Source organism: Streptosporangium sp. NPDC020072 (genome assembly GCF_040631445.1).
Classification (GTDB): Bacteria; Actinomycetota; Actinomycetes; order Streptosporangiales; family Streptosporangiaceae; genus Streptosporangium.
The window spans coordinates 247746-263593 of record NZ_JBEYAB010000001.1; the positions used below are offsets into that span (position 1 = coordinate 247746).

Annotated in this window: 16 protein-coding genes and 1 riboswitch; of the genes, 10 read left to right on the top strand and 6 right to left on the bottom strand. The window is 69.8% G+C overall.

The window, feature by feature from the left end:
* The first annotated feature begins 78 nt into the window (after positions 1–78).
* Together ABZ470_RS01145 and ABZ470_RS01150 are read left to right on the top strand one after the other, a co-directional pair.
* Positions 79–726 carry a GntR family transcriptional regulator gene (locus ABZ470_RS01145; RefSeq protein ID WP_352010495.1) on the top strand — a complete coding sequence of 216 codons (648 nt, stop codon included), beginning with the start codon at positions 79–81 and terminating at the stop codon, positions 724–726.
* A 138-nt stretch (positions 727–864) separates the two neighbouring features.
* On the top strand, positions 865–1086 hold the full coding sequence (locus ABZ470_RS01150) for a hypothetical protein (RefSeq protein ID WP_352010494.1): 222 nt from the start codon (positions 865–867) through the stop codon (positions 1084–1086).
* Positions 1087–1141: 55 nt separating this feature from the next.
* On the opposite strand, the gene ABZ470_RS01155 is transcribed toward ABZ470_RS01150, so the two are convergent.
* The 4 genes from ABZ470_RS01155 to ngcE all read right to left on the bottom strand — a co-directional run bounded on the left by ABZ470_RS01155 (position 1142) and on the right by ngcE (position 4803).
* Positions 1142–1432 carry a 4a-hydroxytetrahydrobiopterin dehydratase gene (locus ABZ470_RS01155; protein ID WP_352010493.1) on the bottom strand — a complete coding sequence of 97 codons (291 nt, stop codon included), beginning with the start codon at positions 1430–1432 and terminating at the stop codon, positions 1142–1144.
* A 117-nt stretch (positions 1433–1549) separates the two neighbouring features.
* Positions 1550–2428 carry a carbohydrate ABC transporter permease gene (locus ABZ470_RS01160; RefSeq protein WP_362773777.1) on the bottom strand — a complete coding sequence of 293 codons (879 nt, stop codon included), beginning with the start codon at positions 2426–2428 and terminating at the stop codon, positions 1550–1552.
* Positions 2428–3339, bottom strand: coding sequence for a sugar ABC transporter permease (locus ABZ470_RS01165; RefSeq protein ID WP_362773780.1), 912 nt, complete (start codon positions 3337–3339; stop codon positions 2428–2430). The genes ABZ470_RS01160 and ABZ470_RS01165 overlap by 1 nt, the downstream gene beginning before the upstream one ends.
* 6 nt (positions 3340–3345) lie before the next feature.
* A complete protein-coding gene (gene ngcE, locus ABZ470_RS01170; RefSeq protein WP_362909197.1) occupies positions 3346–4803 on the bottom strand; it encodes an N-acetylglucosamine/diacetylchitobiose ABC transporter substrate-binding protein in 1458 nt (485 codons plus the stop codon).
* Between the two features lie 330 nt (positions 4804–5133).
* Between ngcE and ABZ470_RS01175 the strand changes: the two genes are divergently transcribed.
* The 4 genes from ABZ470_RS01175 (at position 5134) to ABZ470_RS01190 (ending at position 8251) form a co-directional block, all read left to right on the top strand.
* Complete coding sequence (locus ABZ470_RS01175) at positions 5134–5778, top strand: class II aldolase/adducin family protein (RefSeq protein ID WP_362909199.1); 645 nt, start codon at positions 5134–5136, stop codon at positions 5776–5778.
* Positions 5779–5851: 73 nt separating this feature from the next.
* Complete coding sequence (locus ABZ470_RS01180; RefSeq protein WP_362773784.1) at positions 5852–7063, top strand: DUF4032 domain-containing protein; 1212 nt, start codon at positions 5852–5854, stop codon at positions 7061–7063.
* Positions 7064–7215: 152 nt separating this feature from the next.
* Positions 7216–7797, top strand: a complete 582-nt coding sequence (locus ABZ470_RS01185; protein WP_362909201.1) for a hypothetical protein — start codon at positions 7216–7218, stop codon at positions 7795–7797.
* Positions 7798–7867: 70 nt separating this feature from the next.
* Positions 7868–8251, top strand: coding sequence for a roadblock/LC7 domain-containing protein (locus ABZ470_RS01190; RefSeq protein WP_362909203.1), 384 nt, complete (start codon positions 7868–7870; stop codon positions 8249–8251).
* A 295-nt stretch (positions 8252–8546) separates the two neighbouring features.
* On the opposite strand, the gene ABZ470_RS01195 is transcribed toward ABZ470_RS01190, so the two are convergent.
* Positions 8547–9170 carry a hypothetical protein gene (locus ABZ470_RS01195; RefSeq protein WP_362909205.1) on the bottom strand — a complete coding sequence of 208 codons (624 nt, stop codon included), beginning with the start codon at positions 9168–9170 and terminating at the stop codon, positions 8547–8549.
* 245 nt (positions 9171–9415) lie between these two features.
* Positions 9416–9566, bottom strand: a riboswitch (cyclic di-AMP (ydaO/yuaA leader).
* Between the two features lie 266 nt (positions 9567–9832).
* On the opposite strand from ABZ470_RS01195, the gene ABZ470_RS01200 reads away from it, so the two are divergent.
* From ABZ470_RS01200 to ABZ470_RS01215, 4 genes are all read left to right on the top strand, one after another.
* Positions 9833–10753: a lytic polysaccharide monooxygenase gene (locus ABZ470_RS01200; RefSeq protein WP_352010484.1), complete on the top strand. Its 921-nt coding sequence runs from the start codon at positions 9833–9835 to the stop codon at positions 10751–10753.
* Positions 10754–10880: 127 nt separating this feature from the next.
* Positions 10881–12875 carry an ATP-binding protein gene (locus ABZ470_RS01205; RefSeq protein WP_362773796.1) on the top strand — a complete coding sequence of 665 codons (1995 nt, stop codon included), beginning with the start codon at positions 10881–10883 and terminating at the stop codon, positions 12873–12875.
* Positions 12872–13525, top strand: coding sequence for a response regulator transcription factor (locus ABZ470_RS01210; RefSeq protein WP_352010482.1), 654 nt, complete (start codon positions 12872–12874; stop codon positions 13523–13525). Before ABZ470_RS01205 ends, ABZ470_RS01210 begins: the two co-directional genes overlap by 4 nt.
* Before the next feature lie 78 nt (positions 13526–13603).
* Positions 13604–14911 carry an alpha/beta fold hydrolase gene (locus tag ABZ470_RS01215; protein WP_362909208.1) on the top strand — a complete coding sequence of 436 codons (1308 nt, stop codon included), beginning with the start codon at positions 13604–13606 and terminating at the stop codon, positions 14909–14911.
* An 18-nt stretch (positions 14912–14929) separates the two neighbouring features.
* Here the strand turns inward: ABZ470_RS01215 and ABZ470_RS01220 are convergent, their stop codons facing one another.
* Positions 14930–15757: a DUF4253 domain-containing protein gene (locus ABZ470_RS01220; protein ID WP_352010735.1), complete on the bottom strand. Its 828-nt coding sequence runs from the start codon at positions 15755–15757 to the stop codon at positions 14930–14932.
* Positions 15758–15848 lie beyond the last annotated feature (91 nt).

The window sequence follows — 15848 nt, forward strand, 5'->3', positions numbered from 1 at the left end:
GTATGCAGAATTCATAGTGCAGTATTTTGTACTGCGTCAAGTGGTAGGTTTCGGTCAAGATCAATCCCGAGGAGAGCCATGCCGATCGAGCGGCGCCCCCTCCGCGAACAGATCCGCGACGAGCTCATGCTCAGGCTCGACCGAGGGGACTTCGCGGCCGGAACGGACATCAACGAGGCCGCGCTGGCCGCCGAACTGGGCGTCAGCCGTACGCCGCTGCGCGAGGCGCTGATCACGCTCGCCGGCGAGGGCGTGCTGGAGAGCAACCAGGGCAGGGGTTTTCGGTTCGCCCCGGTGAGCCGTAAGGAGTTCCGCGAGCTGTGCGCCATCGTGGCGGCCCTTGAGGCGCTGGCGCTGGACAGCTCCGACCCCGCCTACCTCGGACGGACCGCCCCCGAACTGCTCAGGCTCGCCCAGGGGTTCTCCGACGACGTCGCCGAACAGCAGGACATCGAACGGCACGACGACGAGTGGCACGACCTGCTGCTCGGCGGCTGCGGCAACGAGCGGCTGCTCGACCTGATCACCAGCGTCAAGGCGGGGATGCGCCGCTACTCACACCTGGTCGCCGGGGAGAGCACCCCGATGGAACGCGCCGCCGAGGAGCACTGCCGGATCGCCGAGTGCCTGATCGCCGGCGACCTCGAAGGGGCCGCCACGGCCCTGCGGGACAACTGGGTCAACGGCATGGAGCGGATGATGTCCCGCATCCCCGAGACGCCCTGAGAGCCGCTCGCAGGAAAGCGCCTCTCAGTCTCCCGGAGAGCGCCTCTCACTACCGGCCCACCTGACGCGAACCCATCATGGGATGCGACAGGCAAGCACGAAGGTGGTGACAGAGTGCGGTCCTCTGTGGAAGAACCCGTGAAAGAGACGGACGTCGAGCGCGTCCTCGGACGCTACGCCGGAACGTGGTCCATCTGGCGCAGCGACACCGGCCGGTGGTACGCGACCCGGCTGACCAGGGCCCTTTCCAGGGTCCAGCTGGACGCGAACCTCTCCATGACCGTCCACGCGGACGACGCCGAGGCGCTGGACGAGCTTCTCACGGAGCAGGAACGGATGGCCTCCGCCGCCCCGTCATGAGCCGCCGCGGGGACGGCGCGGCCCCCGCGGCCCGACATCCCGCGCCCCCCGCGGCTCAGCTGTACGGCGTGGCGATCTCGTCGATCCGGGCGGCGAGGGTGAGGTCCAGGTCGGTCAGGCCGCCGGCGTCGTGGGTGGACAGCGCCAGGTGGAGAGTGCGCCAGCGGATGTCGATGTCGGGATGGTGGTTCATCCGCTCGGCCTCCACGGCGACCTCGTCCACGATGCGGATGGCCGAGGGGAAGTCCTTCGCGGTGATCGTCCGGCGGATCTCGTCACCCTCGCGCCGCCAGCCGGGCAGGTCGGCCAGTCTCCGGTCGATCGCGGAGTCGTCAAGCAGGTCCATCGGTCCAGGAGATCACGCCGGTCGTCACGGCGCCAAGCCCGCACGGCGCTTCGGCGCGCCGAGAGAACGCCGAAGGCGTGTCCCGCGGAGAGGTCCGCGGGACACGCCTGTTGTTCGTTACTTGACGGCGCCCGAGGTCAGGCCCGACTGGATCTGACGCTGGAAGATGATGTAAACGATCATGACGGGGATGATCGCCATGCTCAGCGCGGCGAACAGGCCCGGCCAGTCGGCCTCGTAGCCCGCGTTCGTCGAGATGTTCGCCACGCCCTGGGTGATCAGCCACTTGTCCTCGACGTTGCCGGAAAGCAGCACGATCGGCAGGAGGTACTGGTTCCACTGACCCAGGATATTGAAGATCGTGATGCTGATCAGGCCGGGCTTGGCCATCGGCACCATGATCTGGAAGAACGTCCTGGTGTGCGAACAGCCGTCCATCATCGCCGCCTCGGCCACCGAGGTGGGCAGCGTCTTGAAGAACGCCGACAGGAAGAACACCGTGAAGGGCAGCGAGTAGGCGACGTAGACCAGGATCACCCCGAAGTGGGTGTCGATCAGTCCGAGCTGGCGCACCACGAAGAACAGCGGCACCAGCGCGAGGAAGACCGGGAAGGTCATGCCCGAGACGAACAGGAAGTAGATCGCCCGGTTGCCGGGGAAGCTGTAACGCGCCAGCACGTAGGCCGCCATCGAGCCGAGCAGCATGGTCAGCGCCGTGCTGCAGGTCACCACGAAGACGGTGTTGAGCATGTACTGGCCGATGTGGGCCTTCTGGAAGGCCCGGCCCCAGGCGTCCCAATGGTAGGACGAGGGAAGCGTGATGGGGTCGCCGAAGATCTCGGCGTTGGTCTTGAAGGACCCCAGGAACGTCCACAGGATCGGGCCGATGATCAGGATCGCCCAGACGAGCAGCGCCACGTGGGACAGCGCGCCGAAGGCCCCGAGGGGGTTGCGCCTGCGCCTCGGCCTGCCGTGGGAGGCGGGCTTGGAAACCATCAGAACTCGATCCTCTCGCGCCTGGTCACGCGCAGGGTGAGCGCGGCGAAGGTGATGGTCATGAAGAAGAGCACCACGCCCATCGCCGACGCGTAGCCGAACTTGGAGAAGTTGAACGCGGTCCGCCAGATCTCCAGCGGCAGGACCGTGGTCGAGTTGTCCGGACCACCCCGGTCGACAGAGAGCACCTGTACCAGGGCGAAGGCGTCGAAGGCCGCGATGCCCAGGTAGACCCAGGCGACCTGCATGGTGTCCCACAGCAGCGGGAGCGTGATCTTGAAGAAGAGGGTGGCGCGGTTCGCGCCGTCAAGCTCGGCGGCCTCGAAGACGTCCTTGGGGATGGAGGACATTCCCGCGGAGAACAGCACCACGTAGAAGCCGACCGCCTGCCAGACCATCACGCCGATGATCGACCACAGCGCCAGGTCGGGGGCGATCAGCCAGCCGACCGGGTCGATGCCGACCAGATCGAGCAGGCCGTTGAGGACACCGCTCTCGTCGGGACGGTAGATCGCCTGGAAGAGCACACCGACGATGGCCACCGCCAGGACCTGGGGCAGGAAGAAGATCACACGATAGACCTTCGAACCCCAGATCCCGCTCATCTTGCCCCCCCGCTGCCCTCCGCTCAGGTTGAGCAGGAAGGAGAAGAACAGGGCGATCACGATGGTGACCAGCGGCATGACAAGCAACAGAACACCATGGTGACGCACCGCGGCCCAGAAGACCTCGTCGTCCAGCAGCCGGGTGTAGTTCTCCAGGCCGATGAACTGAGGGTTCGCCGAGATGCCCTTCCAGTTGGTCAACGAGATGTAGAAAGCCTGTAGGTACGGGCTGATCACGAAGACCACGTAGAGGATCACCGGCGCGGCGAGAAAGCCGAAGATGAACCGGTACCTGCCATGCCGCATGGGGGACTACACCGTCCGCTTCTGCTTGGTGATCGAAGAGTCGGACTTCGACTTGTCGGCGGCCTTCTGCATCTTGTCGCAGAACTCGTCGGCGGAGATACGACCGAACATGAGGGCGTTGGTCTGCTTGCGCAGCTCGGTCTCCAGCTCCTTGTACCAGTTCTCGAAGGCGCTGAAGGTGACGATGTTCTGGCCCGCGGCGGTCTGCGCGGCGCTGAGGCTCGCGTTACCGGGCGACAGGTCCAGGCCGTCGGCGGCACCGGTCACGACGGTGATGTTGCCGGACTTCTCGGTGAAGCCGCGCGCGCCCTCCTTGGAGAGCATGATGCGCAGGTACTCAAGGCCGCCCTTGGGGTTCTTGGCCTTGGCGGGGACGATGTAGGCCTCGCCGGCGGCGGCGCGGATGGCCTCGAAGGGCATCTTGTCCGCGGCGGTGACGCTGGGGGTGGGCGTCAGGGCGTACTTGAACCCCTCGGGGGTCTGGCTCTTCTGCTCGTTCTCCAGCCAGGAGCCCGACGGGTAGAGGGCGACCTTGCCCTGGTTCTGGCGGGTCTGCACCTCGGTGTGGATCAGGCCCTCGAAGGACTTGTCCATGTACTTGCCGATCTCGGCCCAGGCGGCGGCGGCCTGCTTGACCGAGTCGCGCTTCCAGACGCCGTCCTCAAGGTTGTCGATGTCGATCAGGACCTGGTTGCCCTCGATCTTCGCGGCGGAGATGAGGATCATCCAGTACGCGTAGTAGGAGGCGTTCTTGCCCGCGTAGGCGAACGGGGTGATGCCCGCGGTCTTGATCTTCTCGCAGAGGGCCTTGAACTCGTCGAAGGTCTTCGGCGCGGTCCAGCCGTTCTTCTCGAACAGGGCCGAGTCGTACCACAGGCCGTAGGCCGAGAACACGTAGTTCATCAGGAACGGCTTGTTGTCGATGAGACCCGACTCGATGGTGCCCGGGGCGACGGTGTCGCGCACCTTCTTGGCGGGGTCGTCCATCGAGGGGGCGTCCCACAGCTCGGTGAGGTCCAGGAGCTGGCCCTCCTGCTGCAGGGCGCCGGTGTCCATGAGGTCGGTGCCGGAGTTGGCGATGACGTCGGGCACCTCGCCGCTGGCGAAGCGCGGCTGCAGGGTCTGCGCGATCTGCTGGGTGGCGACGTGCTTGACGGTGGCCTGCGGGAAGGCCTTCTTGTACATCGGCTCGTGGACGTCGGTGGCGTAACTGTCACCGAGACCACCCTTGAAGATGACGACTTCGAGGGGGGCGTTGGCGGCGACACCGAACGGGTTGGCCGGGGAGACCGCACCGCCCGAGGAGGGGGCCGCGGAGGTGGTGGCGGCGGGAGCGTTGCTGCCCCCGGTCGCGCACGCGCTGAGCAGTCCTGCGGCGGGGCCTGCGACGAGGGCGGTCAGGCCGATCCGGCGGAGCATCTGCCGCCGGGTGATATCTCCGGGCGTACCGGCCGAGTAGGACATTGTAACCCTCCTGGGCGGGGGATCAATTAGGAAAGTTTCCTAAACGTTTGCCTGAAGGTACGTAGCCCCGGACTACAGCGTCAAGGGTTCGCAGCCGGTCTAGACCGAGCCGTGATGTCTCTGCGACAAATCCGGTAGCAACGAGACAGCAAAGCAATCCTGACCTTGGCAGATTTGCACACAGTACCCGATACTTCGCACATCGCCATTGACTCGCGACATGCGTGTGGGTAAAGAATCTAGGTCCTGAAGCAACCCTTTGGGAAGAGCCGGTCTAGACCAGATAATGACGGTTTGCCGCATACCGCCGCAAGACCCTACTTTTGGGGCATGTTGCTGGCGGAGCAGCGTCGGCTGCTGTGTGAACACGGTCGCCGGATCGTGGAGACCGGGCTCGTTCTCGGGACGTCGGGCAATCTCAGCGTCCGTCTCGGCGACCTGGTCGCGGTGACCCCGGGCGGTCTGGCCCTGGACCGGCTCGAACCCGAGGCCTGCCCGGTCGTCGGCGTCGGGGGCGACCTCGTCGAGGGAGACCTGTCGCCCTCCTCCGAGACCCCCATGCACCTGGCGATCTACGCGGCGACGGGGACGACGGCCGTGGTGCACACCCACTCGACCTTCGCCACCGTGGTCTCGGCGGTCATGACCGAGCTGCCTCCGGTCCACTACAACACGACACTGCTCGGCGGCGTGGTCAAGGTGGCGGACTACGCCACGTACGGCACCGCCGAGCTGGCCGGGAACGTCATGACCGCCCTCGGCGACCGGCAGGCGGTACTGCTGGCCAACCACGGCGGGGTGACCCTCGGCGACGAACTCCCGCAGGCCTTCGAGGCGGCCAGACTGCTCGAATGGCTCTGCGAGGTCTACGTGCGGGCCAGGGCCCTCGGCGAGCCGAGGACGCTCACCGAGGACCAGCTCTCCGCCGTCGTACGGCGCCGCCGGGCTCCCGCCTTCCCCCTCGGCGAGGACTGACCCTCCCGCGAGCCTCCCACCAGGCCCCCCGCGGGGACGACGTCCCCGCCCTGTCGACGTGAGGATCGACGCGATGCCCCTGCAGCTCACCGGCACCCCGAGCGACCCGGACCTGATCCGGCTGCCCTGGGACATCCCTCTTGAGAACTGGCCCGACCACCATCTGGTCGCCCTGCCCCGGGGCATCTCCCGGCACGTGGTGCGCTTCGCCAGGCTCTCCGGGAAGGTCTACGCGATCAAGGAGATCAGCGAGCACTACGCCAAACGCGAGTACCGCCTGCTGTGGGACCTGAACCGGCTTGACGCCCCGGCGGTCGAGCCGGTCGCCGTGGTGACCGGCAGGACCGACGCCGACGGTGAGCCGCTCGACTCCGCGCTGGTCACCGAGCACCTGCAGTTCTCCCTGCCCTACCGCGCGGTCATGTCGGGCACCATCCGCCCCGAGACGCTCACCCGGCTGCTCGACGCGCTGGCCGTACTGCTGGTGCGGCTGCACCTGACCGGTTTCTACTGGGGTGACTGCTCGCTGTCGAACGTGCTGTTCCGCAGGGACGCCGACTCCTTCGCCGCCTACCTGGTCGACGCGGAGACCGGGGAGCTGCACCCCATGATCAGCGAGGGGCAGCGGCTGCACGACATCGACGTCGCGCACGTCAACCTGTTCGGCGAGATGCTCGACCTGCAGGCGGGCGAGCTGCTGCACTCCTCGATCGACCCCGAGGAGGTCGCCGACTCGGTCTGCGCGCGCTACCACAGGCTCTGGGGCGAGCTCACCTCCGACGAGATCATCGAGGAGGTGGACTGGCACCGGATCGACCAGCGGATCCGCAAGCTGAACGACCTCGGTTTCGACGTCGCCGAGATGATGGTCCGCCGCAAGGCGGGCACGGGACGGCTGGTCGTGCGCCCCAAGGTGGTCGACGCGGGACACCACCAGCACAGGCTGTTCAGGCTCACCGGTCTGGACGTCGAGGAGAACCAGGCCAGGCGGCTGCTCAACGACCTCGACGCCTTCCGGGTCGCGCGCGGCCTGCGCCACGAGGACGAGGCGGTCGTGGCCCACCGGTGGCTGGCCGAGGTGTTCCAGCCGACGATCGAGGCCGTACCGGCGAACATGCGGCGCAAACTGGAGCCGGCCCAGCTCTTCCACGAGGTGCTCGACCACCGCTGGTTCATCTCCGAGAAAGCCGGGCAGGACGTCGGGCTGCCCGCCTCGACCGAGTCATATGTGAAGAATGTTCTTGTCCACAAACCCGACGAGAAAGCCCTCCTCCCCGACGAGTAGTAAACGTTCCCCTCGTCGGTTGACAAACCTTCTACCGCCCGGCGGAATTCTTTTCCTCGCCATATCTGACTTTTCATGAATAGCTCCGGGTTCGGAGCGGTTTCCCTACGCTGACCGGGCGGCGTTGTGGAGTCGTTGGCGAGGGGGACCCCGTGCTCGGAATCGAAGGCTGCCTGGCCGAGGCCATGGCCATCCCCGGCGCGCTGGACGCGGTGCTGATCGACCAGACCGGCGGGACGGCCGTGGCGGGCGGCGGCGCGGTCCGCGAAACCGGCGCGGGCAGGGCCGTCGCGGGGCTCGGCGAGACCTTACGGGCGATGCTCGACGGCCTCGCCGTGAGCCTCCCCGGCGAGCCCACTGGAATCCGTGAAGTGATCATAACCACCGACGACGGATACCATTTATTAAAACCATTGGAAACGGTGTTCGACGGCCTGCTCGTGATTTATGTCCGTCTTGATGTACATCACGCCGATCTGGCCCTGGCCCGGCATCGTCTCCAGTCCCTGTCGGGTCACCTGACCGCCCGTGCCGGGGGTCTCACCGCCCCGCCGTTCCCGCGTGAGGAACGGCACCGGCCCGGCCCGCGAGGGTGCTTCGACACGGCCGGGCCACCGTGCCCGCCCGCGACCGGGCCTCCCGCCGGGGCTCCCGGGGGGACCGTGACGGCGGGCGACCCCGCCGACGTCGACCTGCTCATCCGGCTGAGGAACGCGCTGAGGGCACTCGCCTGAGCCCGGTCCGACGCCTTCGAGGACGCCCGTGAAACCGCGGACGCTGAAGCGGACCAGAAGGAGGGTGCCGGTGGAAATCCGCGACGAGGTACGCCAGGAGATGACCCGGCTACGTGAGCGGACACCCGATGTGGACGGAAGCGTCGTGTGCGGCGCGGACGGCCTGACGATAGCCAGTGACCTGGACGGCGGTTTCGCCGAGCAGACCGGCGCCCTCTCCTCGGCGCTGCTGGCCCTCAGCCGCCGGATGGCGGACATGACGGGCAGGGGAACCTTCGAGGAGACGCTGGTCTCCGCGGCCGGCGGCTACGCGCTCCTCTACACCGCGGGCCCGAAGATCGTCCTCACGATCCTCGCCCGCCCGGGGTCCAACCTCGGATTGCTGCGGCTTGAGGGACGCAGGACGGCGGAGAACCTGGCCGCCATCACCTCCCGCGCCCGGACGCCCCGGTGACCGGAGCGGCGAGGACGGCCGCGAGGGACCACGCGACGCCGAGGAGAGACCGAGGGTCCGGCCCGCGGGCCGTACGGCACGGCCGGTGAACACGGAACGAGGGCGGGCACCTGTGCGGGGTGCCCGCCCTCGTCCTTCCTGAGGGGGTCTCGGACTCCGAGGGGGATCGGAGGAGGGGTCCCGGGAGAGGAGCGGGACCTTCGGGGATCTCAGGAAGCGGGGATCCGAAGGGGGTCGGGGGTCTTCGGGGCTGGGGGATATTTCAGGGGGTTGGGGGATATTTCGCGATGAGGGGTTACGGCCGCGGCGCGTCGGCCAGGGCGGTCTGCGGCGGCGTGGCCGGGTTGTGGTCCATGAGCTTCCAGGCTCCGCTGGAGAAGGCCACGGGGTAGTTCTTCTTGCCGACGCCGTCGCCCCACTTGGTGATGACGTACTCGACCTTGATGTGCCCCTGGCCGTCGACACCGTCCACGCCCAGCGTGTCGGAGTTGAAGCTGCCACCGGTCAGGTCGGCGAAGGTCTTGGCGTCGAGGTCGATCATGACGCCGCTGCTCGACGGCACGCCGGGGCCGCGGTCGCCGACGAAGAACTTGGCCTTCTTGCCGTTGTAGAGGACGTAGCCCTCGGTGAACAGCGGCCAGCTCGGGCTGGCGATCATGCCCTTCTGCATGGGCTTGCCGCTCGCGGGCAGACCGGTGTCACCGGCGCGGCCGGAGGAGTCGTCCCAGAAGTAGGAGGCCTTGGTCGAGCCCTTGAGCAGGACGGGCTCAGCGGCGGCCGGGGCGGAGGTGGCGGTGGTTCCGGTGCCGGTGTCGGCTGCGGCGGGCAGCGCGGAGACGACACCCGCGGAGGTCAGGACGCTCGCGCTCAGGAGGGTGGCGGCGAGCAGACGATGGCGCAGGGCAGCGGAGAAACGCATGAAGACAGGGCTCTTTCACGAGGGAACAGGACAGCCGCTCGTGCCGGGCCGAAGACGTTCGGCGACCAGTGGGGCACGGGGCGTGAGCGCTCACAGGGAAGAGAGGCCGCACCAGGAAACAGGCGGGCGCACACGGAGCGCGGTGCGAAGCGGGGGTGCCGCGGTCAGGCGCGGCGGAAGTCTCAGTCGATCCGCGCGAAGGCGGTGCGTGCCGGTGGGTAGGCGACGACGTGATCCATGAGGGGATCTCCTCTCCATCTCGTCTACCGGGTTAGCTGACGGGTTCGGGCGGTGGAGTTGCCCTACCGCCGCGTTGTCGCGGCGGATTCACCCCAAAAGGTGGGTCCCCGGTTCCCGTCGCCCTCGGGAGGCTTCGGGATTCGACGTCGACCGACCGCTCCTTCTCGTGAGGGGCAAGTCACCGGTCGAGAACAACTAGGACACTACCCACCACAAACGGACAAAGCAAAGCAAAAGCCATGAAAACCCCAGAAGATCTACCTTCAACCCCCAAGAAAGGGACATTGGCCAGGTCTTGACCCCACTCCGCCCATGGCGTTAAGTTCGGTGAAACTGTTAGGAAACTTACCTAATAATTAACCCATAATCATGGGCCTGACCTGCACGTTCTCCGCCCTTACACCCCCCAGGAGAAGCCCTTCATGAACAATCGGAAGCTTGGTGCGATCGCCGCCGCGGCGGCCGTACCCGTCCTGCTCTCGACGGTCATGGCCGGTTCTGCGTCCGCCCATGGATCGATGGGAACACCCGTCAGCCGGGTCTACGCCTGCTATCTGGAGAACCCGGAGTCGCCCGACACCCCGGCCTGCAAGGCCGCCGTCGGCAAATGGGACACCCAGCCGCTCTACGACTGGGACGAGTTGAACATCGGCACCGCCAACGGAAAGCACAGGGAGATCATCCCTGACGGGCAGCTGTGCAGCGCCGGACGCGCCAAGTACCGGGCCTACGACGCGGCCCGCACCGACTGGCCCTCCACGGCCATGCCGACCGGCGGCGGCGCCTACACCTTCCGCTACCCCTACACCGCCGACCACCCCGGCACCTTCGAGATCTACATCACGAAGGACGGCTTCGACCCGCTCCAGCCGCTGAAGTGGTCGGACCTGGACTCCACCCTGCTGGCGAAGGTCAGGAACCCGTCCAAGGTCAACGGCGAGTACGTCATCCAGGGTCAGCTGCCCCCGAAGACCGGCCGCCACATCATCTACTCGATCTGGCAGCGCTCGGACAGCGCCGAGGCGTTCTACACCTGCTCCGACGTGACCTTCGGCAACGTGTCGACCCCATCCCCGACCCCGACCGCCACGGCGACCGCGACGGCGACGCCCACGGTGACGCCGACGCTCACCCCGACCCCCACCCCGACCGTCTCCCCCTCCTCGACGCCCACGCTGACGACGACCGCGACGCCGCCCGCGCAGCCCTGGGCCGCCGGTGTCTCCTACTACGCCGGGAGCGTGGTGACCTACGGCGGCTCCGCCTACCGGTGCCTGCAGGCGCACACCTCCCTGCCCGGCTGGGAGCCCGCCAACGTCCCCGCGCTCTGGCAGCGCGTGTGACCCGGTACCCGCCGTACGGGCCGTGAGGCCGTAGGGCACGCGAACCCCTCCCATCGGCTCCCGGGCGCGGGGCCGGTGGGAGGCTCGTTCTTCCGGACATCACGGGCGAACCCGGTAGCGTGAGCGCGTGTCACTGACCCTCGGCTGTTGCCTGGCCGCGCTGGTGACCGTCGCGGCGCTCTACGCGCTGGCCCTGTACGGCACGGCGGGAACCGCGGCGGCCGGGGCCGTCGCCGTCACCCTCGTGGTGGCGATCACGATCGGCGTCGTGAACGGAAGCCTCAGGGACGCCGCAGGCTTCGGCACGCTCGCCGCGGGCGCCGCCGCCGTCGTGTGGTCCCTCGGCCGCTCCCACCGGCGGCGCAGGACGGGCCGGGCCTCGCTCGCCGCCTACCGCGCCGCCTCGGCCGCCATCCCCAGGCTGGCCGCGACCACCGAGCGCGACCGGCTGGCCGCCGAACTCCACGACGTGGCCGCGCACCGGCTGACCGGCATCGCGGTCGCCTCGGCCGCGGCCCTGCGGCTCGCCGACCCCGTCATGACCGCGGAGGCGACCGCCCACGCCGCAGAGGCGGGCCGTCTGGCCGTCGCCGAACTCGACCGCCTGGCCCGCATCGACCGGCGCGGCGGCGAGACGACGCTGGCCGACGTCGACGCCCTGGCGGGCCATCACCCCGGGGCCGACTACCGGCGCACGGCCGCCTCCGCGCCACCCGGGACCGCGGCGCTCGCCCTGCGCATCGTCAGGGAGAGCCTGACAAACGCGATGCGTTACGCCACCGGCGCCGCCGTACGCGTCCGGGTCGAGGAGAACGCGGGACACCTGGTGGTCACGGTCACCGACGGGGGCGGTCCCGCCGCCGGAGGGCTCGGCACCGGAACCGGCCTGGCCTCCCTCGGCAGGGCCGTACGCGCCGTGGGAGGGACGCTGAGCGCGGGCCCCGAGGGGGCCGGATGGGCCGTCAGAGCGGCGCTCCCGCTGCCCTCCCCGGCCACCGGGCCCGCTGCGCCCACCGCGCCCACCGCGTCTTCTACGTCCCCTGAGCCCCCGCGGCCCCTGTGGTCACGCCGTACGGCGGGCTGGCGGGGCGCCGCCGCGCTCGACTGGGCCCTCGTGGTGCTGGCGGTCGCGCTGCCCGCGGGATTCGGGCTGCTGGCCACGGAGGCGCCGCGGCCGTTCGTCTCCCCCGCCTCGGGCACGCTGCTGCTGGTCCTGCTCGTCCTGCACGCCCTGCCGCTGCGCGGGCGCAGGCTGGCGCCGAAGCTGAGCCTGGCCGTGGCGCAGGGGACGTTACTGGCCTGGCTGGCGTGCGACGCGGCGGGGCTGACCGTGCCGCACTCCGCCCAGCTGGTCCTCGTGTGCTGGTGGGTCGAGCTGACGCTGCTGTACACCGTCGGCGCGTACGGCTCCCGCGGCTGGCCCGCCCCGCTCGTGGTCGCCGGGCTCGCCGCCTTTCCCCTCGTCCCGGGCATGACGGGCCCTCCCCTTGCCGTCTGGGCCACGCTGAGCGCGGGGATGGCCGTACCGACGGGGCTGGCGTGGGGGTCGGGGCTGCTGGTCGGCGGGCGCAGGCGCAGACGGTGGCGGGCCGAAGCCCTCGACCGGGAACGCCTCGACCGCCGCACGGCCGAGGCCGCGGGCGCCGAGCGGAACCGGATCGCCGCGGGGCTGCGCCGTACGGCGGGGGCACGGGCGCGGGCCGTGGTCGAGGCGTCGGAACAGGGACGGCTCGACCTGGTCCTCACCGAGTCCAGGGCCGGGCTCACCGCGCTCAGGGAGCTCCTCGACGAGCTTCGCGGCGGCTGCGACCCGGCGGACGACACACCTCCCCCGGTCGTCGCCGGGATCGCGGCACTGGCCGTCAGGCGCGGGGCCTTCGTCGAGCACGAGGGACGGCGCCGTCCGCTGCCCGCGACGGTCGAGGTGGCCGCCTACCGTCTGGCCGAGGCGCTGCTGGCCGACGGCGTGACGGTGACGGTGACCTACCGCGACGACGGCCTGGTGCTCTCCGGTCCCGGGGAGGCCAGGAAGGTGCGTGCCATGGTGGACGCCGCGGGCGGTACGGTCACCGAGACGAAGGACGGGATTCGGGTATGGCTGCCGGAGGTGTTCCCAGCGTGATCCGGGTGACGGTCGCCGACGACCAGGCGGTGGTCAGGATCGGCATCACCGCGGTGCTCGACGCCGAGCCGGACATGACGGTCGTCGGCCAGGCCGCCGACGGCGAGACCGCGGTCGCGCAGGCCACGGCCCTGCGCCCGGACGTGGCGGTGCTGGACATCCGGATGCCCGGGCTCGACGGGCTGGCCGCGACGGCCAGGATCACCGCCGAGGTCCCGGCGACGCGGGTGGTGGTCCTGACCACCTTCGGCCTGGACGAGTACGTGTTCGCGGCGCTGCGCGCGGGGGCCGCGGGGTTCATGCTGAAGGACGCCGACCCCGGGCGGATCATCGACGCGGTCCGGGTGGTCGCCGGGGGCGACGCGCTGCTCGACCCCGGGGTGACCCGCAGGCTGATCGACCGTTTCACCGGCAGGCCCGGCCCTGAGGAGGCCGCCAGGCTCTCCGGCCTGACCCCCCGTGAGACGGAGGTCCTCCTCCACGTGGCCCGCGGCCTGTCGAACGCCGAGATCGCGGCGGCGCTGGGCATCAGCCCGGCGACCGTCAAGGACCACGTCGCGCGGATCCTCGCCGAACTCGGGGTCCGCGACCGGGTGCAGGCCACCATCGCGGCCTACGAGGCCGGTCTGGTCCGTCCCGGGGCGCGGTGACCCCCCGCCGCGCGGCGGGGTGGGAAACGGTTCTCCGGCAGGACGATCACCGGGAGTGACGTTCCTAGCGTGAGTTCCATGACAGAACCATCCCCTTCCCTGCCCGCCTCCAGGGCGCCGCTCGTACGGCGCCTGGCCGGGGGCCTGCTGCTCGTGGTCACCGCCCTGGCCGCCTCCGCCGCCGGTGTGGCCGCCTTCCTCGGCACGGCCGCCGCAACCGCGTCGGTCCCGGCGCTGTGCGCGGCGGGCCTGGTCACGCTCGTGATCGTCGCGTTCCTGCTCGGCCTGCCCTGCCTCGCCCTGTACGGCGCGCGCCGCCGTACGGTCGCCTCCGCCGTGTTCGCGGCCGTGGTCGCCGTCGTGGTCGCGGGGACGGCCACCGTCACGGTGTTCCGGCCGCTGCCGGTGATCGCCCACGGTCCCGCCCCCGCCGGTGTCGGGTTCTGGGACCTGCCCACCGGCTCCAGGATCGCCTACGTCTCCCTCAAGGCCGCCAAGCCCCGCCCCACCCCGGTGATCTTCCTGCACGGCGGTCCCGGCACCCCGGACGAGGGACTTCCCGACAGCGGCGCGGAGCTGGCCGCGCTGGGCTTCGACGTCTACTCCTACGACCAGCTCGGGGCGGGCAGGTCGACCCGGCTCGCCGACGTCTCCGGCTACACCGTCGCCCGGCACGTCGCCGACCTCGACGCGATCAGGAAGACCATCGGCGCGGAACGGGTGATCCTGGTCGGGGAGTCGTGGGGCGGCTCGCTCACCGCCCAGTACATGGCCGCCCACCCGGACAACGTGGCCAAGGCGGTCTTCGTCTCGCCGGGACCGATCTGGGAGGGCGCCTTCCCCGGCGGGAACTACGGCAGCCCCTGGGACCGGGTCGCCCCGCAGGACCGCGCCCGTTTCGACGAGCTGAACGAGGAGCCGAGGGTGCTGGCCCTGTTCACGCTGATGGGGATCAACCCTGAGGCGGCGCACGCGCTGGTCCCCGACGCCGAGGCCGACTCCCACCTGCACCGGCTCGCGCTCGCCGGCAAGGACGGGACCGGGTGCACGGCGGGCCCGCCGACCAAGCCGCACGACAACCCGCAGGGCTTCTACGTCAACCAGGTCACCAACGCCGACTTCGCCGGGATCACCGACCCCAGGCCCGCGCTGCGCCAGGTGCGGGTGCCCTCGCTCATCATGCGGGGCGAGTGCGACTACGTCGCCTGGCCGGTGACCCGCGACTACCGGCGCACGCTGCCGGAGTCGAGGCTGGTCTACGTACGGAGGGCGGGTCACGCCGTCGAGCGGGGGCAGCCGAAGGTGTACCGCTCGCTGCTGCTGGACTTCCTGCTCGACCGGCCGCTCGCGCTGCCCGACCACTCCTCGGCGCAGCCTCCGAAGTGACCCGGGCGCCCCGGACGGTCAGTCCCACCAGAACGACCAGGCGTTCCTCCCCGTGATCCGCTCGGCGTAGTCGATCAGCGTGCCCGAGCTGTAGGTGACGCTGTCCGGGCAGAACGTCCAGTGCTCCGCGGCGACGTGCAGGGCGTGCTCGGGGGTGACGGGGGGCGCGGCGACGCTGAGGTCCAGGGTGTTGAACCCCAGGCCGACGACCCTGGCCCCGAACCTGTCCTCCCAGCTGCGCAGGACGGCGGCCAGCGGGACCATCCACTCGTTGTGGTTGAGCGCGCCCTGCCAGCCCATGACGGCCAGCACGTCCGCGCCCCGCTCCGCGGCCACCAGGCCGAGCGGGGCCCTGCGCTCGGCGACCAGCCCGGCGTACCAGTCGGCGACCACGTCGGGATCGGCGACGAGACTGCCCGCGGGGGCGGGTCCCGGGCACTGCGGGCCGTAGGGGGCCAGCAGGTCCAGCTGGTCGGCGCGGGCCCGTTCCACCCAGTCCGACCACACCTCGGCCATGAACGCGTCCGCGCGGTAGTTGTCGATCTCGGCCGCGGCGTCGGGGGCGATCTGCCCGGCCGACCACGGCTGTACGGAGTCCTCAAGGAGCACCGGCCACAGCCCCGAGTGCTCGTGTTCGGCCCGCAGCCTGGTCCACAGGTCGGCGGAGACCGCCTCGTCACTGAGCCAGAAGGCCGGGAGATGGTCCAGCGAGAACTGCGAGTAGTCGGGGTCGGGCCACACCAAGTCTCCCGGGGGCAACTCGGCCGCGATGCTGCGTCCCTGCCCGCCGTCGGCGAACAGCTGGCCCAGCAGCGGCGGAAGTTGCCCACGCTCGCAATCGCTCATCCCCACCGATCCGATCCTGACCACGGACCAATTTTGGCGCGTCAGGCGTGCCGAGCGACAGTTATCCCCCTCACCGACGGTAAACGCCCAG